General features: G+C 38.5%; 20 protein-coding genes and 1 tRNA gene. 12 read left to right on the top strand and 9 right to left on the bottom strand.

Annotation, left to right across the window (positions count from 1 at the left end):
* Positions 1 to 11: 11 nt before the first annotated feature.
* The 4 genes from ACFFUE_RS02640 to ACFFUE_RS02625 all read right to left on the bottom strand — a co-directional run bounded on the left by ACFFUE_RS02640 (position 12) and on the right by ACFFUE_RS02625 (position 3,637).
* Entirely contained in the window at positions 12 to 389 is a 378-nt protein-coding gene (locus tag ACFFUE_RS02640; protein ID WP_327984267.1) for a DUF1304 domain-containing protein, read from the bottom strand.
* 174 nt (positions 390 to 563) lie between these two features.
* Positions 564 to 1,616: an efflux RND transporter periplasmic adaptor subunit gene (locus ACFFUE_RS02635; protein WP_376832610.1), complete on the bottom strand. Its 1,053-nt coding sequence runs from the start codon at positions 1,614 to 1,616 to the stop codon at positions 564 to 566.
* 88 nt (positions 1,617 to 1,704) lie between these two features.
* Positions 1,705 to 3,039 (bottom strand): TolC family protein, encoded by a 1,335-nt coding sequence (locus tag ACFFUE_RS02630; protein ID WP_376832659.1) that lies wholly within the window; start codon positions 3,037 to 3,039, stop codon positions 1,705 to 1,707.
* The gene (locus ACFFUE_RS02625; protein WP_376832608.1) at positions 3,029 to 3,637 is read right to left on the bottom strand and encodes a TetR/AcrR family transcriptional regulator; all 609 of its coding nucleotides are present in this window, start codon (positions 3,635 to 3,637) and stop codon (positions 3,029 to 3,031) included. Before ACFFUE_RS02625 ends, ACFFUE_RS02630 begins: the two co-directional genes overlap by 11 nt.
* A gap of 146 nt (positions 3,638 to 3,783) precedes the next feature.
* Between ACFFUE_RS02625 and prfB the strand changes: the two genes are divergently transcribed.
* From prfB to ACFFUE_RS02595, 6 genes are all read left to right on the top strand, one after another.
* Positions 3,784 to 4,893, top strand: a complete 1,110-nt coding sequence (prfB, locus tag ACFFUE_RS02620; protein ID WP_376832606.1) for a peptide chain release factor 2 — start codon at positions 3,784 to 3,786, stop codon at positions 4,891 to 4,893.
* Positions 4,894 to 5,043: 150 nt separating this feature from the next.
* Positions 5,044 to 5,742, top strand: a complete 699-nt coding sequence (locus ACFFUE_RS02615) for a DedA family protein (protein WP_376832657.1) — start codon at positions 5,044 to 5,046, stop codon at positions 5,740 to 5,742.
* Between the two features lie 12 nt (positions 5,743 to 5,754).
* Entirely contained in the window at positions 5,755 to 6,162 is a 408-nt protein-coding gene (tsaE, locus tag ACFFUE_RS02610; RefSeq protein ID WP_376832604.1) for a tRNA (adenosine(37)-N6)-threonylcarbamoyltransferase complex ATPase subunit type 1 TsaE, read from the top strand.
* A 66-nt stretch (positions 6,163 to 6,228) separates the two neighbouring features.
* On the top strand, positions 6,229 to 7,419 hold the full coding sequence (locus tag ACFFUE_RS02605) for an alanine dehydrogenase (RefSeq protein ID WP_376832602.1): 1,191 nt from the start codon (positions 6,229 to 6,231) through the stop codon (positions 7,417 to 7,419).
* An 86-nt stretch (positions 7,420 to 7,505) separates the two neighbouring features.
* Positions 7,506 to 7,877: a hypothetical protein gene (locus ACFFUE_RS02600; RefSeq protein ID WP_376832600.1), complete on the top strand. Its 372-nt coding sequence runs from the start codon at positions 7,506 to 7,508 to the stop codon at positions 7,875 to 7,877.
* A 5-nt stretch (positions 7,878 to 7,882) separates the two neighbouring features.
* Positions 7,883 to 8,728: a prephenate dehydrogenase gene (locus ACFFUE_RS02595; RefSeq protein ID WP_376832597.1), complete on the top strand. Its 846-nt coding sequence runs from the start codon at positions 7,883 to 7,885 to the stop codon at positions 8,726 to 8,728.
* Positions 8,729 to 8,761: 33 nt separating this feature from the next.
* Here the strand turns inward: ACFFUE_RS02595 and ACFFUE_RS02590 are convergent, their stop codons facing one another.
* The 3 genes from ACFFUE_RS02590 to ACFFUE_RS02580 all read right to left on the bottom strand — a co-directional run bounded on the left by ACFFUE_RS02590 (position 8,762) and on the right by ACFFUE_RS02580 (position 11,758).
* Positions 8,762 to 9,400, bottom strand: coding sequence for an alpha/beta hydrolase (locus ACFFUE_RS02590; protein WP_376832595.1), 639 nt, complete (start codon positions 9,398 to 9,400; stop codon positions 8,762 to 8,764).
* A gap of 232 nt (positions 9,401 to 9,632) precedes the next feature.
* On the bottom strand, positions 9,633 to 10,271 hold the full coding sequence (locus tag ACFFUE_RS02585; protein ID WP_376832593.1) for an MBL fold metallo-hydrolase: 639 nt from the start codon (positions 10,269 to 10,271) through the stop codon (positions 9,633 to 9,635).
* 11 nt (positions 10,272 to 10,282) lie between these two features.
* A complete protein-coding gene (locus tag ACFFUE_RS02580) occupies positions 10,283 to 11,758 on the bottom strand; it encodes an SLC13 family permease (RefSeq protein WP_376832591.1) in 1,476 nt (491 codons plus the stop codon).
* A gap of 219 nt (positions 11,759 to 11,977) precedes the next feature.
* On the opposite strand from ACFFUE_RS02580, the gene ACFFUE_RS02575 reads away from it, so the two are divergent.
* Entirely contained in the window at positions 11,978 to 12,253 is a 276-nt protein-coding gene (locus tag ACFFUE_RS02575) for a hypothetical protein (protein WP_376832589.1), read from the top strand.
* Between the two features lie 322 nt (positions 12,254 to 12,575).
* Here the strand turns inward: ACFFUE_RS02575 and ACFFUE_RS02570 are convergent, their stop codons facing one another.
* Both ACFFUE_RS02570 and ACFFUE_RS02565 read right to left on the bottom strand, forming a co-directional pair.
* Positions 12,576 to 12,968: an HU family DNA-binding protein gene (locus ACFFUE_RS02570; protein ID WP_376832587.1), complete on the bottom strand. Its 393-nt coding sequence runs from the start codon at positions 12,966 to 12,968 to the stop codon at positions 12,576 to 12,578.
* A 91-nt stretch (positions 12,969 to 13,059) separates the two neighbouring features.
* Positions 13,060 to 14,829, bottom strand: a complete 1,770-nt coding sequence (locus ACFFUE_RS02565) for a phage tail-like protein (protein WP_376832584.1) — start codon at positions 14,827 to 14,829, stop codon at positions 13,060 to 13,062.
* Positions 14,830 to 15,674: 845 nt separating this feature from the next.
* Here ACFFUE_RS02565 and ACFFUE_RS02560 point away from each other — a divergent pair.
* From ACFFUE_RS02560 to ACFFUE_RS02540, 5 genes are all read left to right on the top strand, one after another.
* Positions 15,675 to 16,889 carry a type IX secretion system plug protein gene (locus ACFFUE_RS02560; protein ID WP_376832582.1) on the top strand — a complete coding sequence of 405 codons (1,215 nt, stop codon included), beginning with the start codon at positions 15,675 to 15,677 and terminating at the stop codon, positions 16,887 to 16,889.
* Between the two features lie 254 nt (positions 16,890 to 17,143).
* Positions 17,144 to 18,430, top strand: a complete 1,287-nt coding sequence (locus ACFFUE_RS02555; RefSeq protein ID WP_376832580.1) for an NAD-dependent succinate-semialdehyde dehydrogenase — start codon at positions 17,144 to 17,146, stop codon at positions 18,428 to 18,430.
* 24 nt (positions 18,431 to 18,454) lie between these two features.
* Complete coding sequence (bshB1, locus tag ACFFUE_RS02550; RefSeq protein WP_327984028.1) at positions 18,455 to 19,174, top strand: bacillithiol biosynthesis deacetylase BshB1; 720 nt, start codon at positions 18,455 to 18,457, stop codon at positions 19,172 to 19,174.
* A 36-nt stretch (positions 19,175 to 19,210) separates the two neighbouring features.
* Positions 19,211 to 19,284: transfer RNA gene (locus ACFFUE_RS02545), tRNA-His, on the top strand.
* Positions 19,285 to 19,459: 175 nt separating this feature from the next.
* A partial coding sequence (locus ACFFUE_RS02540) for a helix-turn-helix domain-containing protein (RefSeq protein ID WP_376832577.1) occupies positions 19,460 to 19,777 on the top strand: 318 nt, incomplete at its 3' end.

Here is a 19,777-nt window from a genome sequence, read left to right as displayed (position 1 = left end):
GCTAAATAAGTCTATTGCATAAATTTCTCAGCCAATACAAAACCCATTGCTAATATGGCGGGTAAACCTTGTTTTATCAGGATACTCTTAGAAGATTTATAAGCACCGTAGAGCGCCGCTACAATGATACATCCTAAAAAGAATACGCGTACATTGAAAGACCATTCTGCATCGCTAATGAGAAACGACCAAAGCAATCCCGCCGCTAAAAAACCATTGTACAAACCTTGATTGGCTGCCAAACCTTTGGTCTTTGTAAAAAGCTCTTCGGGCAAAGCCCCTCTAAAGGTTTTCTTGCCTATGGTTTCCCACGCAAACATCTCAATATACAGTATATAAAGATGCTCTATCGCAACAAGGGCTGTTAAAATCTGTGCTAATGTGTTCATTCTTTTTTACTAGTTTTGAGTTTTGAGTGCTGAGTGTTGAGTGTTGAGTGTTGAGTGTTGAGTTTTAAGTTTTGAGTGTTGAGTTGGTTTACAATTAACAATTACCCCTACAGCTCTCTAACCTCTAACCTCTAATATCTAACCTCTAACTTTCTAACCAATGAGAACCATCAACTACTTAAGTACCTTCACTTTCGTTTTATCTGATAGGTTGATTTGTCCGCTGGTGATGACCATATCGCCTTCCTTCAATCCGCCTAATACTTCCACTTTATCACCGAAGTTAACCCCACTTTGGATTTTTGTAAGGTGTGCTTCTCCATTTCTCACCACAAATACCTGATTATCACTCACCCCACCTACAAAGGCATCTCTAGGGATTACCATTGCTCTTCCTGTATCATTTCTGCTGAAGATGGCGGTACCATACATCCCTGCTTTTAGGGTTCCGTTATTAGGAATGGTGATTTCCACTGGGAATTTCAAAGCCCCGTTAGACGCTGGTGCGATGAAGCTGATGCGTCCATCTATAGTTTCATCCATTACGCTAGGTTTTACTTTTACAATATTGCCATTAGCCAAGTGTGGCACAAGAGATTCATCTACATCTACGCTTAGTTTTAGCGAAGAGATATCTACCACTTCTACAATGGTAGTCCCTGCTCCCACTACGGTTCCCAGTTCTACATTTTTCTTATTAACAATACCTCCTACTTTGGCAATCACATTGGTATCCCCCGACTGCAACTGTGCCGACTGCACCTGAGCTCTGGCATTTTTCACTTGTAGTCTGGCTTGGTCTAGCTGAAGTGCCGTTACCCCACCTGTTTTATACGCTGCCTCGTACCTTGCAAGGGCAGAAAGAGCTTGGTCTAAGTTAGCCTGAGCATTGCTGGTATTTACATTCAGTTTATCCCCTTTCAGCTTGGCGATTACCTGCCCAGGTCTTACATAGCTACCTTCTTTTACATAGAGTGCGATGAGCTGCCCGCCCATTTCCGCAGAGATATTGGCTGTAGTCTTGGCAACGAAAGTCCCATTAACACTGATTTCATTCTGATTGTCCTCATATTGTACAGGTACCGCTCTTACGGCTACTTCCGTATTTTTCTCTGCTACAATAGCTACCTGCTCTTCGTTTTTAGCCTTATTTTTTTGAAGGATAAAATAAAATCCTACCGCTACTGCCACTACGGCTAATATGGATAAAAGACTTTTTTTGTTCATTGTTGTAATGATTGATTTAAAAAATTATTGAATGATTTTAAAATTTAATATTTAAAGGATTGAATGATTCTGTTCATTCATTTAGAGCTTATTGCAAATCCCTTAGTTTTCCTTGTGATTTCAGAAGTTCTATTTCAGCCAGTTTATAATCGAGCTTAGCTTTTGTCAAATTATTTCTAGCGTCTATCAAATCTCTATCAGCATCCAGAATATCATTGAGCGTTGCCAAACCGTGCTTATAATTAGCCTGAGTATTCGCCACCACTTCTTCTGCTAGTTTCACATTACTTTCTTGAGTAGAAATGGTAATGGCAGAATTTTCCAATTGAGAAACCGCATTTTTATACGCCAAATCTAGGCTAAGCTGAGTTTCCCTTAAATCTGCTTGAGCTTTTTCTATTTCTATTTGATTTTTCTCCACCTTGGATTTGATGGCAAAACCACTGAAAATAGGGATATTAATATTCAGTCCAATCGCTGAAATATCAGACCAATACACACCATTACTCTGTCCATTGAACCACGGCATCTTTTTCCCTTGCCCATACCACATATAGTTGGCTGTAAGGGCAGCCGTAGGGTAATACTCTGCTATAGAGGCTTTCTTTTGCCATTCTAAAAGTTCCAATTGCTTATTAAGCACTTTCAGCTCTGTCCTTTGAGAAAAATCCGCTTCATTGGATACTAGATGAGAAGGTTCAAAGGTAGCATTCGGCAAGTCTATATCCTGCTCCATAGGCATTCCTATCATAAACTTGAGTGCATTTTCACTCAATGCAACGGAATTTACCAATTGCTGGCGGCTAGCTTTCACATTATTGAGAGCCACCGTAGTTCTATCATAATCTATTTTCTTTGCCAGCCCTGCATCATAAAGCCCTTTGATGATTCCCACAGTTTTTTCTGTGATATCAAGGTTATCTTCTATATTTTTGAGCATTTGCTCTGCTTGATACACCTGATAGTATGCCGTAGCTACTTTCTCTATCAGTTGTTCCTCTGTAAGTTGGGCATTGATGATGTAAAATTCTTTGGTAGATTTTGCCGCCTTCAACCCTGTGAACACTGATTGATTGAACAACACCTGTTGTAGCTGAACACCATTGCTAGAAGTCCACTTTTGCCCCATCACCAGCTTCATTGTTTCATTAGGATTCACAAAACTGGGAATCACCATTTCTTGCAAGATGGCATTATAAGTGGTAGAACTCACCGCAGAAATTTTCGGAAGGGCATTTGCCTTCACTTCAGCTATTTCCGCATCTCCTTTTCTAATGTTCAGCCTTGCTTTCTCTGCATCGGCTTTATGCTCTAAGGCGTGAGAAATTGCCTCGGAGAGCGTCAGCGTTTTGCTATCCTGTGCCAGCACCACCCCTTGAAAGAGTACTGCAGCCAGCCCCATTAGCTTCACTTTATTTATCATCATTTAGAATTTGTTTTAATATTTCTTTTCCTTTTTCTGTTGTAATTGCATCGAGGTAGAACAATATTGCACTATGTGCAAACTGCTCTCTATCTGTTTCTTCCACATCTATAATAGGCGAATCGTCATAAGACAACATCAGAAGCATTAGAAACCTCGCATAGTCTTTTTCATTAAAATCTTGCCTAAAAACGCCTTGCTCTCGCCCTCTTTCTATGTTATAGATAAGGACTTTGGATACTTCATCCGAAATTCTTTTGGAATGTCTTTCATAGAGATGAGGATAATATTTTTTCAACTGCCTTACAAAGAAGGAGTGATTATTCTCCGTCATATCTTTTATTTTCTTTTCTCTGCAAAGCATTTTTTCTATGGGAGAAACATCCTTATCATTCAAGAGTTTCAATTCCAAAGTTACCTGCTGTGCCTCATAGTTTAGCACCTCATCTAGCAGCACATCCTTATTAGGATACATCTGATAGAGGGTTTTCTTAGACATCGAGAATTCCTTAGCGATATCGTCCATTGTAGTAGTTTTCGCTCCATTGAGGTAAAACAGTTTCAATGTTTTTTCTAAAAATTCTTTATTCTGTTCCATAATTTTCGGGGGCAAAGATAAAAAAGAAAACTAAAATAAAAAAAAAGTTTCCGAGTTTTTTAGTTTTTTTTATTTAATTTAACCTATGCAAACTACTCATCAGGCTCTTGACTTCTTCATTCTATATAAATTCTTATTTTTGCATTATGATTACAAATGAATTGTTAAAAGAAACTCAAAATAGAATAAGCGAACTGCATAAATTTCTTCAAATAGAAAAAAAGAAAATAGAAATTACCAATGATGATGAAAAAACGGCGGCTCCAGAATTTTGGGACAATCCAAAATCGGCAGAGGCTTTCCTGAAGCAATTGCGTTCCAAGAAAAAATGGGTGGAAGACTATGAAGCTATCTATACCCAATTTGAAGACCTGCAGGTTTTAATAGAATTTGCCAAAGAAGATGCCGATTCTGAAAAGGAACTAGATGAGCAGTTTCCTCTACTTGTAGAGAAAATAGAAAATCTGGAGTTTAAAAATATGCTGTCCAACGAGGGCGATGAGCTCTCTGCCGTACTACAAATTACCGCTGGAGCTGGTGGTACAGAATCTTGCGACTGGGCAAGTATGCTGATGCGTATGTACACAATGTGGGCAGAGAAACAAGGCTATAAAATCCGCGAGCTCAACTTCCAAGAAGGTGATGTAGCGGGGGTAAAAACGGTAACGCTGGAAATTGACGGTGAATATGCTTTTGGCTACCTCAAAGGTGAAAATGGTGTCCATCGTTTGGTGAGAATCTCCCCGTTTGATTCTAACGCTAAGCGACATACCAGCTTTGTTTCCGTATATGTCTATCCTTTGGTAGATGACACCATTGAAATCAACATCAACCCCGCAGATATTACCTTTGAAACAATGCGAGCCTCTGGAGCTGGTGGACAAAATGTCAATAAAGTGGAAACAGCCGTACGACTTCGCCACGCACCTACGGGCATTATCATAGAAAACTCTGAAAGCCGCTCGCAACTTCAGAATAAAGAAAAAGCACTACAACTCCTCAAATCTCGCCTCTACGAAATAGAACTAGAGGAAAGAATGAAAGCCCGAAACGAAATAGAAGCCAATAAAATGAAAATAGAATGGGGTTCACAGATTCGTAATTATGTAATGCACCCTTACAAATTGGTAAAGGATGTACGCTCTGGACACGAAACTTCTGATGTAGATGCGGTGATGAATGGCAACATTACCCCTTTCCTGAAAGCCTTCCTAATGGCAGACGGCACCGCCGTGGTAGAAGATGATGGATTGTAATTTACTTAACTCCTTTATAATAAAATCAAGATAGGCTGGTGGTTTTATGAATAAAAACCAATATTTCTCAAAAGGAAATGATGTTAAAAATCTCTTAATTATTTTCAAATCGCTGATAATTCCACTATTTTTGTGAAATATCAAATTTTTATGGAGCATTTTGAAAGCTGGAAGGATTTAGTCAATCCCGAATTTTATATCAAACTGGGTGGTTTTTGGTTGGTGATTTTCATCATTTTTGCAGAGACGGGGTTATTTGTAGGTTTTTTCCTTCCTGGGGACAGCTTATTATTTATTTCTGGGATTTATTCTGTAGAGATGGTTGCCAACACCTTTGGCTCTACAGGAAGCGGACTTTGGGATACTATTATTGTTGCAGCAAGTATCGCCATAGCCGCCATCATCGGAAACGAACTAGGCTATTGGATTGGCTACAAAACAGGACCAGCGTTTTACAAGAGAGAAGACTCTCTTCTTTTCAAGAAAAAATACCTCTATCAAGCCCACGATTTTTTTGAAAAACACGGCAGATTAGCCGTTATAATGGCTCGTTTTTTACCCATTGTAAGAACCTTTGTGCCTATTGTTGCAGGGATTGTACAGATGGATAAAAAGAAATTTTTGTTTGACAATATTTTAGGAGCAGTTCTTTGGTCGTTTTCATTGGTTTTTGCAGGACATTATTTAGACCAATTGTTTTTAACCCAATTTAATATTGATTTAAAAGCCCATTTAGAATCCATCGTTTTAGTTTTGGTTCTTGTGACCACTCTGCCTGTTATCCTAAAAATTATTTTCGGGAAACCTAATGAGCGTACCGATGCAGAAGAACAGAATCAAAGTCATTAACAAATCCTTAAAATGCTATTCAAAATCAATACCTTAGAAGATTGGCAAATGGTAGTAGATGCCATTATCCCGAAGCTTCAGCATAGAATCTTGCTCTTAAAAGGAAATTTAGGAGCAGGAAAAACCACATTTTCTCAGTTTTTATTAAAATCTTTAGGCAGCACAGATGAGGTCTCCTCTCCCACCTACACCATTGTGAATGAGTACGATACCCCTAATGGTGTGGTATTTCATTTTGACCTTTATAGAATGAAATCTGTGGAAGAAGTGTATGATATTGGAATGGAAGATTATCTGGACAATGCTCGCCTGTGCATTATAGAATGGCCAGACATCTATGAAGATGATTTGGAAGAAAACACCTTTCACACCATATCCATTGACAATAATGAAGGAGTTAGAGAAATAAAATTCAGCTAAGAAAAATACAATTTTAATCGTAATAAATAATATCTTTGCTTATTATTTTCTATAAAATCAATGATAATGAGCGGAACTATCTTCACGCCCTTTACAGAAGAAGAGCTATTGCCCAAAGAAGAAAAACTTGAAATCATAAAAAAGGCAAAAAAAATCTCCATCGGCATTCCCAAAGAAACCTGCCTCAATGAACGCAGAACTTGCCTTACGCCCGATGCTGTACAGGTTTTGGTGAATAATGGGCACGACATCATCATTGAAACCAATGCAGGAAAAGGCTCTTTCTTTACCGATTTCCAATATGCCGAAGCTGGAGCAAAAATCACCAATGACCCCAAAGAAGCCTTTGGACAAGATTTGGTTTTGAAAATCAATCCGCCCACTACAGAGGAAATCTCTTATCTGAAAAATAATTCTTTTTTGGTTTCTGCCTTGCAAATTAACCTTAGAGACAAAGATTATTTCCTTCAATTGGCAGAACGAAAAGTCAACGCCATCGCTTTTGAATTCATAGAAGATGATTACCAACAGCTGGCTTTAGTGCGCTTAATAGGTGAGATTGCAGGAACCTCTGCAATGCTCTACGCTTCAGAGCTATTAGCCCTATCCAGTGGACTGATGCTGGGTGGCATTACGGGCGTTCGCCCTACCGAAGTGGTAGTGATAGGCGCTGGCGTTGTGGGAGAGTTTGCCACCAAAGCCGCCATAGGATTGGGAGCTAGCGTTAGGGTATTTGATAACTCCCTATCCAAACTAAGACGCCTCCATTCTATTATTGATTCTAGGGTACCCACTTCCATCATAGACCCAAAGGAACTTACCAAAAGCCTACGCCGTGCCGATGTGGTAATTGCAGCTCTACCAAGACTCAACCAATGCCCCATTGTAACAGAAGATATGGTATTGAAAATGAAAAAAGGAAGCGTCATTATAGATGTCACCATAGACAATGGCAAAGCAATAGAAACCTCTGAGCTTACCACCATAGAAAACCCTTATTTCATAAAACACGAGGTGATACATTGTGCCTTGCCTAATATCACTTCCAGAATAGCAAGAACTACCAGTAAAGCGATTTCCAATTTCTTCATTTCTTACCTTCTCAATCACGGGGAAGGCGATGGCTTTGAAAATATGCAGATTCATAAAAATCAAATCAAACAAAGCCTATATCTATACAAAGGAAGGCATACCAGAAAGGAAATCTGTGAACGCTTTGGTCTAAAATACCACGATATTAATCTTTTAATCCTTTAATCTTTTAATCTTTTAATCTTTTAATCTTTTAATCTTTTAATCTTTTAATCTTTTTAATTAGATTTTCCTAATCACTTGTTTTTTTTATGCGAAAACTAAAATTCTTCCTTATAGGACTTATCCCTGGGCTTATTTTTGTGGGGTTTATCTTTAATAAAAAAGGGGCAACTTGCAGCGGCTATCTACCCAGCAGCCGTGTGATTGCAGAAACTTTAAGCAAAGATTTTAGCTATTCCGAACCATTTAAGCAAGAACTTACCGCCCTAAAACTTGACGAAAAAACTTTGAAAGACAGCATCATAAAACAAGGAGCTATCGACTTTACACGGAGCCACGCCCAGAAAGAGCCTTGCCCTGATTACCTGCTGATAAGCCCTGAAAAAAATGCAAAATTTGAAGTTACCTTTGAAAAATGCAAAGAGGGTGTAACTTTTTTATCCATCAAAAAAATACCGTAAAAGAAATGAAGATTGCCGTAATCGGAATAGGTCTCATTGGAGGCTCTATGATGCTGAAACTAAAAGGAAAGAATTTCATTTCAAAAGCCATTGGAATTGACAAAAACGACCACCATCTGAAAGAAGCTTTGGATTTAAAAATCATTGATGAAAAAGCCGATTTGGAAGAAGGCATACAAAACGCTGATTTGGTGATTGTAGCAACCCCTGTGAGTGCAACCAAAACACTCTTACCCAAAGTTTTAGATAATATCTCTAGCCATCAAACTGTAATGGATGTAGGCTCTACCAAACAAGAAATTGCAGAAGTGGTAAAAGAACACCCCAATAGACATCGTTATGTAGCGTTTCACCCAATGTGGGGAACAGAAAACAGCGGTCCCTCGGCTGCAAAAGTGGATAGTTTCAGCGGTAAAGCCGCCGTGATTTGTGATGCCCATCTTTCTGATAATGATGCTCTAAAAACAGTAGAAGACATCGCCAATCAACTGGAAATGAATCTATTATATATGACTTCTGAAGCCCACGATATTCATACTGCGTATATTTCGCACATTTCTCATATCACTTCTTATGCCTTGGCAAACACGGTATTAGAAAAAGAACGCGAAGAAGACACCATTTTCCAACTGGCAAGTTCGGGGTTTTCTAGCACAGTGCGTTTGGCAAAATCTCACCCTGAGATGTGGGTTCCCATCTTTAAACAAAATAAAGAAAATGTTTTGGATGTCCTCAATGAACATATTTCTCAATTGAGAAAGTTCAAAGCGGCGTTGGAAAAGGAAAACTATGATTTACTAGAAGAGCTGATTAGAAATGCTAATAAAATCCGTGGGATTTTAGACCAATAAAAAAGAGGTTGCTTTCACAACCTCTTTTAATTTTTATCTCCCAAAGAAATCCATCAAGTCCATATAATTTTTAGGATTAACATTATGCCCACTCATATACTCTCGGAATGAGAAATATGCACTCAAATCATACAGCAAATCCGCTCCCTTTCTTGCCCAGTCTAATGAAATAATAGCATCATCTGTACCGTGCGAAATGAAAAAACGAAGATGTTCCAATTTCTTTTTATCTTTCACAATGTCTTGCAAGATTTTTTCTTCTGGATAAGAACTCAAACAAGCCACTTTACCGAAAAGATGAGGATTTTTCAGTGCCAAAGCATAACTCAAAACACCACCTTGAGAAAACCCACAAAGATGATTTTTCCCTTGGGTAATGCCATAGCGTTCCCGCACATCTAAGATACTTTGTAAAACAGCATTAAGAGCCTCTGTAGCCTGTGGCACATCTATGAATTTTTCTGCATTCATCAAGTCTATATCATACCAAGAGTACCCGCCAAACTCTACCGCTTTAGGAGCTCTGAAACTCACCACAAGCCATTGCTCTGGTAAAGTGGATACAAATGAAAACAAATCCTCCTCATTGCTGCCATAGCCGTGGAGTAAAAAAAGAATATCCGTCTCTGGGGTGATATTCTCAGGCTCTCTTACTAAATATTGTAATTCCATTCGGCAAAGATAAAGTTTTATCCCAAATTATATGGTAGTCCTTGGGCGATGGTAGGCTAAACGCACGAAATTTATAAAACATTAATAACTAGCAATTTATATTTTAGTCATTCTCTATAGAGTCTATCAAAGTTAAATTATAATATACTGATATTCAATATGCGTACTGGGCAAATGTCTTCAAAATATAATTTCATGCGTTTGACCTTTTCGGACAGCCTCATTTGTTTTTTTATTTTAAATAAGGATTATGCTCTTTTTCAAACCCAATTTGGGTAGATTGGCCGTGCCCAGAATAGACTTCGGTATCAGCATCCAAAGGAAATAGTTTTGTGGTAATGCTATGAATCAATTGCTCGTAATCCCCTTTGTACAAATCCGTTCGCCCAATGCTTCCGCGGAACAAAACATCTCCTGAGAATATCATCTTTTGCTCCTTATGATGAAAGGCTATATGCCCTGGGGAATGCCCTGGCAAGTGCATAATATACAAACCATCAGCACCCAAATGGAGCATTTCGCCTTCTTTCACATAAAACAGTTCGCCCTCGAAAGGTTGAAATGCAAATCCGAAACGGCGAGCATCTATGGGATTTCTATCCAAAATTTCTTTTTCGATTTTGTGAAGCAAAACAGGAACTTGAAAACGATTGTACACCGCTTGAAGCCCTAAAATATGGTCAATATGAGCGTGTGTAAGCAAAATCTTTTCCACTTGGAGCTCTTTCTCTTCTATGAATTGGAATAAAGTCTCGGTTTCGTGAGGGTTAAAATTCCCTGGGTCTATAATAAAAGCATGCCGATGCTCATTATACAGCACATAGGTATTCTCTGCAAATGGATTGAAAGCAAATGATTGAAAATATAGCATTGTTAATCGTTTTATATGGTTAAAGAAGATAAAAATGGAGTACAATAGTCCAAGAACAAAACCCATAAAATGGCAACCAACAATCCGAAAACACCGCCGAAGATTCCACCAAGATTAAAATCAGATTGTTTGATCATTCCTGTACTGAATACAATGGCATTGGGGGGTGTAGAAACGGGTAAAAACAAGCCACAAGAAGAACATAGCCCTACCGTAAGTGCCACGGGCAAAAGTTGCTCTGCGGGTAATACTACTGCCGCAATATTAATGGCGATGGTTGCCGTTGCGGTACTGCTCATAATATTAGAAAAGAGAATGGTAATCACCCCAAAAAGCACCATCATTCCTATTTTATTAAACTGAAAACCTGCCAGCTGGGCAGAAAAATGCGGTGCCAATAGCTCCTTAATGGCAATCCCCAACGCTAAGCCCCCTGCTACCAACATCAGCGTATCCCAAGGGAGCTTCCGCACATCTTCTGCCGTAATTACCCCCAGCATTGGTAAAAACATAATCGGAATCAGAGAGCTGAGTGCCGTAGGAATATGCCAACGCTGCCCCATCACCCAAAAAAAGATAGTAGTAAAGAGGATACCAATTACAAATAAACGGTTTAACCTCAGCCTTGGCGTCCATATAATTTTCACATCCAGAAAGGATAAATCTACATCTTTGGTATCTTTTAGGTATTTCTTATGGGCAGCCCACCAAAAACCTCCCAACAGCAATACCGCAGGAATCACCCCTAACACCATCCAATCTACAAAGGAAACATCAAATCCCTTAGACTTCAATGTATCTACCACGATGAGATTGGGTGGCGAAGATATTAAACTTGCCATTCCTGCAAAAGTAGCCGCCACGGGAATACTGATGAGAATGGTTTTAGAAATGGGAGAATCTTTCCCCTCGTTATCCAGCAAAGGCATTACCGAAGCCAAAATCATAGCCGCTGTTGCAGTATTAGAAATGATAAGCGATAGCAAAGAGGTAACGATAATGATGCCTAATAGCAAATATTTAGGCCGATTTCCGAATAATGAAATAGAAAACTTAAACAAGGAAATATCCAAATTGGTCTTTCGCATAGCTTCACTGAGGAAAAATCCACCAAGGAAAATCCAAATAACGCTGTCTGACCAAGCATTGCTTATCTTCTCTGGTTGTATGGTAGCCCCTTCTACATTTCGCATTGTATAGATGAGAAACCCCATAATGAAAATCCCCACAGCAAACGGCGGAATAGCCTCTGTACCCCAAAGTAAAATAGAAAAAAACAAGGCAAAAAGCGTATAAGTCTGTGCCAGTGTGAACTCTTCTGGAGCTAAAAAATAAGTTCCTAAAAGAGCGGTAACCAAAGAAAAAAAGAATAAACCTATTCTAGTTTTGAGACTCCATACCTCCAATGATTTTTCAATCAATAAATCACTATAAATCCTAATACCCGTCCTTATATGACGCACTCTATCAAAATAATCCTGTCCCATTGTTTTTGCGATTTCAGCAAAGTTAGAGATTTCCCCTCGGAAAACATAATTAAAAGGCAGGTATAATTCAAAACATAGCCAAGAGTTGTACAACTCTTGCTTGAGTTTTGCTCAACTCTCAGTTGAGAGTTGGTCAACTGTGAGCTGAGAGTTTTGCAACTTTCAATTGAGAGTTTGGTTGATAGTTATTTGCTAAGAAGCTAGAAAGTTAGAGGTTAGATGTTAGAAAAAAGTCTTTTCTCTTTCTTCTTTTCTCTTTTTTCAAAAAAAACTCAGCACTCAAAACTTGAGTTTGGTTGTCGGTTGATGGTAAAAACTCAAAACTCAGCACTCAAAACTCAAAAGTGGTTGACGGTTGTCGGCTACCGTCTATTTCTTTCAATAGGGTCGGGTTTTAACCCGACTTTGAATATGCTTATCCTAAAGGCTTTAGCCAAATTCACTATTCCAATCGGGAAAGGGTTTCAATTTTCGGCTAAAGCCCTTTTTTCATAAACCTGCATAGAATGGGCTAAAGCCCAATCCTATTGAAAATTTGGTTGATGGTCTTTTCTCTTTCTTCTTTCCTCTTTTTTCAAAAAAACTCAGCACTCAAAACTTGAGTTTGGTTGATAGTTGTCGGTTGACAGTTGATGGCTGATTGTTAATGGTTAATTATTAATTGTTAACCAGCTCAAAGCTAAAGCAAATAGTATTAGCGTCTTTGCCCCCTTCGGGGGACAGGGGGCTGCTTCAAATTTGCTTGATAGTAATAAAAAAAATAATCCCTCGCCTTTTTGTAGGGAGAGGGACTATCTTTTGATAAAAAGAATTTGTTTTATTTCTTACTTACCTTCTCAAATCCTGCCGCCTTCATAGCATCCAAAATCCTTTTGCCAGGGCGATAATTAACACCTACACTTTTAATAAGCCCAGAGTGGAAACCTTTCTCCGCCTCTATACCACCACTGCTAAGGGTAGCGTAAAGTGTACCGAGCTTATCCAGCCTTACAATTTTACTATCTGCAAGGGCATTTTGTATCACATTTTCTAATGCGATAATCACCCCGCGAATATCCGCCTCCGAAAGAGCAGAGAATTTCTCTATCTGCTTCACAAGGTCGTCTATACCCAGCTCGCCATTGCTTACGGCTGCGGCATACCACTTCTTCTCACCTCCGCCAGACACACCTGGCTGATGTCTTTCGATAACATTGAATTTAATTGGCATAATTATAAGATTTAAAGGTTGTTTTGATGTGCTATTGCATAAATGTACTGCCGTGCAAGGTTACAATTGCACAGCAGTACATTAGCTTTCTCTATTTCAAAAGTTTTTCTAACTTCTCTAAACGAGTTTCTAATTCTTGATTTTTAGCTTTTAGCTCATCATTTTGATTTTTCAGCTCTTTTAGATTTTTCTCTTGCTCTATACTATGAAGATAAAGTTCCTCAATTTTCTCTACATTGGTTAATTGAGTTTCCATTAAATCCACATAACCTTGAGCTTTGATAGCAGCAGCTGACTTGTAACCTGGTAAATGTCCGTTGGTTTTCACGAAATCTTCTACTTGGCTTAAAGACTTGAATGTATAATCTGCTTTGATATCTGATACTCCATCGTAGTATTTTTGGAATACATAGTCTGGGAAAATCGTTGCTCCGTTTGACCCTTGGAAAGAGGTTGCTTTTACCATACCGGTATCTGTGATAGACACTGGTGCGGTTGTGCGGTCTGTTCCTGCTGAGTTTACTGCTAATTTTACTGAAGTATTTGTAGCATCTTCTACCCATTTAAAAACAGTGGGAGCAGTAGTAGATGTCCCTACTTTCAACACACCATCTGCATCCACTGTTACCACTCTATCTGCTGTAGCAGAAGCATCCGCTAAATCTCCGAAACGGATTTTTCCAGCTTCTGTGTGGATAGCGCGGTTAAGCTCTGTCCCCCCCGCTATATTACCTATATAAAGACCATAGTTTTTCTTTGTTGATATCTTAAAACCAGATACTATGTTCAATCCATCATAATTAAATCCACGTGCATCATCAATAGAAACAGTTCCTCCCATTGCTGATGAATAAGTAATTATTGCATTATACCCTCTTACATTAGTAACACTTAAAGGAGAATCATTGAAAAAACTTTTGTAAGCATTATAATCATACATACTGGTAATTGTTCCAGATCCAGTAGGCATAACTTGATTAAATACTCCAACTCCCGTTTGGTGATTTGAACTTTTATCAGTTCCATAGGACGCTGTTGCTCTAAGACCGTACACATAGCCATCCGAATAACCTGTCCCCTCTAGTCTTCCATCAAAATAACCTCCTACGATATACTTTGCATTTCCTATTCCGCTATGTTTGGCACTTGAACCATTTCCTATCAAAAGTGTATAATTTTTAGCATTGGTAGATGGCACTACTAAAGCGGCGCCTTCTACTGTCAATGAAAGATTTTCAGAAGTTGAATCATCCACATATAATAAGTTACGATTTAAAACATATTTTGTTTCGGTTCCAAAGTTAATATTTGAAGTCTTTTTATACAAATTATTACCAAACTCATTATCCATATCCACAGTTCTTACTGTAGTAGTTCCTGTATTTGCATAAAATAAAGGATAACTATTAAAATCATAGTTTTGTAATGCCCCATTTTTATTATAAAACACAGTATTTTCAAACAAATTTCCTCCACTTCTTTTCAGGTTAATTCTATTGGTAGTGGCATCATATACCCACTCTTGGTCATTAGCTCCTACACCGCTTTTCACCCACTCTGTTCCATTATAATAATAGTAACCTTTCTCTGTAATCTTCGCTACTTTAGCATCACTACCCGCATAAGTAGCATCAGTAGCATATACCAAAGTTCCCTCTACAGGAGTTGCAATGGCTGCTATTCTCTCCTTAGATAATTTAGGGGCAATAATACCCTCATTAGTTGTTCCTGTGAGGTTAGTTGCAGTAGGCTGAACCTCCAATGTCGCTTTGGGCGTCATTGTGTTAATCCCTACTGTTCCCTCTTGGGCGTGTGCCAATACATTTGCCAACACGAAGACCGATGTAATGATCTTTTTCATAATGTATAAAATTTAAAATTAATAATTAAGTTATGATGTTGTTGTTTGTTAATATTTTCTTTATTCTTGTAAAATCAATCCCACATAGACATCTCTGCACACAACTTTTATTAAACATTTTAAACACGAACGAAAAATCTGATTTTTCCTTCTCGAAATGTCCATTAGTGTGGGATTGATTAGTTTTGAAAAGAGAAATATTTCCCCGTTTATATTCCGTAAAAAATAGAAGTCCTAACGCCTCTAGCCTTTTTATCATATTGTTTCCTTTTAGGAAACAGAAGGCTGAAGCAAAAAGGAAACAAAAAAATCCCAATGCCGTTTTCAGAGAAAACCACATTGGGATAGCATAGTTGTCCAAAAAATATTTTTTGGGCTTATTTTTTATTTCAAAATTATTTTTGTAAAATACGCACAGGCACGCGTTTATACTAAGGTATAGCGACGGTGTGTGTGTGTGTGTGTGTTTACACAATTATCTGAAACTACCAAATTATTGAGGTAGTTTTTTACATTTTTTTGTTGTAATATGTGGATATTGTGTGTCATAAGAATGGGGCAAAGGTAAGACTTTTTTGGAAATGAGCAAATTAAATTTTAGTTTTTATCCCCCTAGCCCCCGAAAGGGGAACTACCAACAACTGTCAACCAATTTTAAGTGCTGAGTGCAGAGTTTTTTTGAAGAAAGAAGAAATACTTCTAATATCTAATATCTAACCTCTAATATCTAATATCTAATCTCTAACTTTCTAGCTTCTTAGCAAATAACCAGCAACCGACAACCATTAAAAAAAATTACCATACATCATTGTAGGTTTGGCTCAAAATTCGCTAATTTCGTGGCTATGAAAATCTTTTGTTTCCTATCCCTCGTACTATTGACCATTTTTGGAAAGGCTCAGAACATCCAAAGTGTGCAGCTCTTCAATCCTAAAACCAATGACCAAACCGCTGTTATTGGCTTTAATGACCAATTGATATTGAAATTTGATGATTTTACCAATGCCAGTACCATCTACCGATATACCATTAAGCACTATGATAGAAACTGGCAAGATGATGGATTATTCTATACAGAATACACCAGTGGAAGTATGAACGGACTCATCGATAAATTTGAATATTCTTTCAATACTTACCAGAAATACACCTCCTATACCCTCACCTTCCCCAATGATAAAATTCAACCTAAAATCTCTGGAAATTACGAATTGATTGTTTACAAAGACGCTCCCTCCAAGCCTCTATTTACCAAACGCTTTGTGGTAGTAGAAAGCAATGCCAGTCTTAATCTAAATATCACCCGTTTTTCTGATGCCAAACGCCCCAATATCACTCAGCGTGTAGAGATACAAGCGATAGGCTCTGCTAATATTTTAACCCAGAATCTCAACTCCGTCTCGCTCAATGTCATTCAGAATAACAATTGGAATATCAGCCTCCACAATCTGAAACCATCTTCCAGCTTAGGAAATAAAATCCTCTTTCAGCAGCTTAATCTAGCGTTTCCAGGATACAATGAATTTTATTACTTTGATAATAAAACCATCAATCTCCCTGTGAATACTGTAGCAGGACACGAAATCATCAACAATACCCACCACACCTATCTGCATCCCGTATGGGCCTTCCCGCTCAATTATCAGTATCAGCCCGATGTGAATGGCGCTTTCTACCATAGGCGTATAGACAATGGTATCGAAAGAAATGCCGACCGCGAAGCAGACTACGCGTGGGTTTATTTCGCTTTAGAATCTGAAAAAACCGATAAAAACATCTTTGTTTTAGGAGGATTTAATGATTTTATCCCTTCCGAGGAAAACAAAATGTTTTACGATGAAGCCACCAAAAGATATATTGCCAAAATCTATTTAAAACAAGGATTTTACAGCTATATTTTAGCAACTCAAAATGCCGATGGCTCGTTAGACTACGGTGAAATCAATGGCAATTTTTGGCAAACCGAAAACCTCTATCAGGCATTTCTTTATTACAAACCCTTCGGACGAAATTATGATGGCGTAATGGGATACGGAGAATTCCGAACACCGATACAATAAGTGTTGAGTGTTAAATTTTGAGTGTTGAGTTTTTTGAAGAAAGAAGAAAGAAGAAAGAAGAAAGAGAAAAGACCAACTTAAAAAGTTTTAAGTGTTAAGTGCTGAGTGTTGAGTTTTCACTATCAACTATCAACCAATTTAAGTGTTGAGTGTTGAGTTTTCATCAATTAACCCTTGACAATTAACAATTACCCCTACAGCTCTCTAATATCTAACATCTAATCTCTAACATCTAACATTAAAATTTTAAAACCTTGAATATATTAAACACCGCCGATAACGCTTTTCAAGAATGGAAAAAAACGCCATTTTCAGAACGGCAAAAATTACTCACCAATGTTGCCAGACTATTGCTCCTACACAAAGAGCAGTATGCACAGCTCATCACCCAAGAGATGAATAAACCCATTGCACAATCCATTGCCGAAATAGAAAAATGTGCTGGGCTAGCGGAGTATTATGCCAATATATCTCCCATTTTAGAACCAAAAACCATCAAAACAGAATACGATATCTCTCAGGTTCATTACGAGCCAATGGGCGTTATCTTGGGCATTATGCCTTGGAATTTTCCTTTTTGGCAAGCCATTAGATTTGCCGTTCCCACGCTCCTTGCAGGGAATAGCATCATCCTAAAACACGCCTCCATCTGCCTTGGCAGCGGAGATGCAATACAGCAACTCTTTGAAGAAGCAGGGGTTCCATCAGGATTGTTCACCCATATCAAGGCTTCTCATCAAGAAATTGAAACCCTCATTGCATCGCCTATCATCAAGGCGGTATCCCTCACAGGAAGTGAAAGCGCAGGTAGAAAAATTGCCGAAATTGCAGGTAGAAATCTCAAAAAATGCGTATTGGAATTAGGAGGTAATGATGCCTTCATCGTGCTAGAGGACGCGGATATAGAACAAGCTGCCAAAGATGCCGCATTGGCAAGGTTACAAAACTGTGGACAAACCTGCGTGGCTGCCAAACGCTTCATCATTCATTCTAAAATCTATGATGACTTCCTCAAATTATTCATCCAAGAATATCAAAAATATCAACCTGCCGACCCAATGGACCAAAACACCATACTAAGCGGAATGGCAAGAGCTGACCTCGCCGAAGATTTGAAACAACAATATAATAAAGCGATTCTAAACGGTGCTAAAATCCTCTTACCACTACAAGCTATCAGCGATATTGCCTTTGAACCTGGATTGATAGAAATGAACGAGGGCAACCCTATTTTAGATGAAGAATTATTCGGACCTTTAGGAATGATTCTGAAAGCCGAAAATGATGAAGAAGCTCTACAGCTGGCAAACAGCACCCAATTTGGTCTTGCCAACGCCGTTTACACCAAAGACCGAAACAAAGCCATTGATTTTGCACAACGCCTCGAAAGCGGTAGTGTGGCGATTAATCAGATTTTCCGTTCTGATGTTCGTATGCCGTTTGGAGGACGCAAAAACTCTGGCTATGGCGTGGAAATGTCTTGGTACGCATTGGAGGAGTTTACCATCAAAAAAGCTATTGTGGGAAAAACTATAAGATAATTGTTAATTGTTAAAAAAAATATTATGAAAGTAGATATATTAGCCATCGGGGCACATCCCGATGATGTGGAACTCGGTTGTGGTGGTACCATTGCCAAGCTCATTGCCGAAGGTAAAAAAGTTGCCATCATAGACCTTACCCAAGGCGAACTCGGCACGCGTGGCACCATAGAAACAAGATACCAAGAGGCTGCTGATGCTGCAAAAATACTGGGGATTTCAGCAAGGGAAAATCTAAAAATGAAAGATGGTTTTCTGCAAAATTCAGAGGAATATCAGCTTCGCATCGTTAAAATGATTCGCAAGTATCAGCCAGAGATTGTCTTTGCCAATGCCATAGATGATAGACACCCAGACCACGCCAAAGCGGCTAAGCTAATTTCTGATGCATGTTTTCTTTCGGGGCTTACCAAGATTTCCACCACCTACGAAGATACAGAGCAGAAAGCGTGGCGACCGAAGCACATTTTTCATTACATTCAATGGAAAGATATTACCCCTGACTTCGTGATTGATATTTCAGAGTTTATGCAGCAAAAATTGGAAGCGTGCTTGGCTTACAAAACCCAGTTTTTTGACCCCAATTCATCAGAACCTGCTACCCCTATCTCTACGAAAGACTTTTTAGAAAGCCTTACTTACCGCTCTCAGAACCTTGGTAGGCTTTCTGGCTGCGACTTTGCAGAGGGCTTCACTACGGAAAAATTAATCGCAATGAAAAATTTTGATGGAATAGTTTTGTAGTTTAAATAAAAGTGCTATATTTGCACTCACAAAACGGTGGCTATAGCTCAGTTGGTTAGAGCGTCAGATTGTGGTCCTGAAGGTCGCCGGTTCGATCCCGGTTAGCCACCCATTAAAAAAGACTATTTCAAATGAGATAGTCTTTTTTTGTTTTTAGAGAATTTAATACCAAAGTTTAAACTCAATTACACAATCTCATAATTCGTAAAATAAGCCTTTTTCGGAAATGAAAATTCTTATACCATTTAAACCTTTTTATTTTACTTATTTTTCGTATATTTGTATATGGGAAGAAAGAGAACATTTGAGATAAAAGAGAGCCTAGCAGAGCTTAAGAGTTACATACCTAAGGTGAGAGGATACAAACCGTCTAAACGCTTAGAAAGTTTGATTCTTATCAAGTCAGACCAATATAAAAAATTGGAAGAAGTTGCCACACACCTTGGTGTGACGAGAAAAACCCTGCTCAATTGGATAAAGGAATATAAACAAGGCGGTATCGATTTGCTGCTCTCCCCTGCGAAGCGTAACAAACCATCAAAACTGATTACTCCAGAAATACACGAGGAATTAGAGAAAAGACTTCTGAGCGAGAAAAATCCC

The organism is Bergeyella porcorum (genome assembly GCF_042427575.1).
Classification (GTDB): Bacteria; Bacteroidota; Bacteroidia; order Flavobacteriales; family Weeksellaceae; genus Bergeyella; species Bergeyella porcorum.
Note: the sequence above shows the minus strand (reverse complement) of the source record. Positions and strands in the feature narration are given on the sequence as shown.

Coding starts and splice junctions, on each gene's coding strand:
- ACFFUE_RS02640 (WP_327984267.1), bottom strand. CDS start 389: ATGAACACATTAGCACAGATTTTAACAGCCCTTGTTGCGATAGAGCAT.
- ACFFUE_RS02635 (WP_376832610.1), bottom strand. CDS start 1,616: ATGAACAAAAAAAGTCTTTTATCCATATTAGCCGTAGTGGCAGTAGCG.
- ACFFUE_RS02630 (WP_376832659.1), bottom strand. CDS start 3,039: ATGATAAATAAAGTGAAGCTAATGGGGCTGGCTGCAGTACTCTTTCAA.
- ACFFUE_RS02625 (WP_376832608.1), bottom strand. CDS start 3,637: ATGGAACAGAATAAAGAATTTTTAGAAAAAACATTGAAACTGTTTTAC.
- prfB (WP_376832606.1), top strand. CDS start 3,784: ATGATTACAAATGAATTGTTAAAAGAAACTCAAAATAGAATAAGCGAA.
- ACFFUE_RS02615 (WP_376832657.1), top strand. CDS start 5,044: ATGGAGCATTTTGAAAGCTGGAAGGATTTAGTCAATCCCGAATTTTAT.
- tsaE (WP_376832604.1), top strand. CDS start 5,755: ATGCTATTCAAAATCAATACCTTAGAAGATTGGCAAATGGTAGTAGAT.
- ACFFUE_RS02605 (WP_376832602.1), top strand. CDS start 6,229: ATGAGCGGAACTATCTTCACGCCCTTTACAGAAGAAGAGCTATTGCCC.
- ACFFUE_RS02600 (WP_376832600.1), top strand. CDS start 7,506: ATGCGAAAACTAAAATTCTTCCTTATAGGACTTATCCCTGGGCTTATT.
- ACFFUE_RS02595 (WP_376832597.1), top strand. CDS start 7,883: ATGAAGATTGCCGTAATCGGAATAGGTCTCATTGGAGGCTCTATGATG.
- ACFFUE_RS02590 (WP_376832595.1), bottom strand. CDS start 9,400: ATGGAATTACAATATTTAGTAAGAGAGCCTGAGAATATCACCCCAGAG.
- ACFFUE_RS02585 (WP_376832593.1), bottom strand. CDS start 10,271: ATGCTATATTTTCAATCATTTGCTTTCAATCCATTTGCAGAGAATACC.
- ACFFUE_RS02580 (WP_376832591.1), bottom strand. CDS start 11,758: ATGGGACAGGATTATTTTGATAGAGTGCGTCATATAAGGACGGGTATT.
- ACFFUE_RS02575 (WP_376832589.1), top strand. CDS start 11,978: ATGTTAGAAAAAAGTCTTTTCTCTTTCTTCTTTTCTCTTTTTTCAAAA.
- ACFFUE_RS02570 (WP_376832587.1), bottom strand. CDS start 12,968: ATGCCAATTAAATTCAATGTTATCGAAAGACATCAGCCAGGTGTGTCT.
- ACFFUE_RS02565 (WP_376832584.1), bottom strand. CDS start 14,829: ATGAAAAAGATCATTACATCGGTCTTCGTGTTGGCAAATGTATTGGCA.
- ACFFUE_RS02560 (WP_376832582.1), top strand. CDS start 15,675: ATGAAAATCTTTTGTTTCCTATCCCTCGTACTATTGACCATTTTTGGA.
- bshB1 (WP_327984028.1), top strand. CDS start 18,455: ATGAAAGTAGATATATTAGCCATCGGGGCACATCCCGATGATGTGGAA.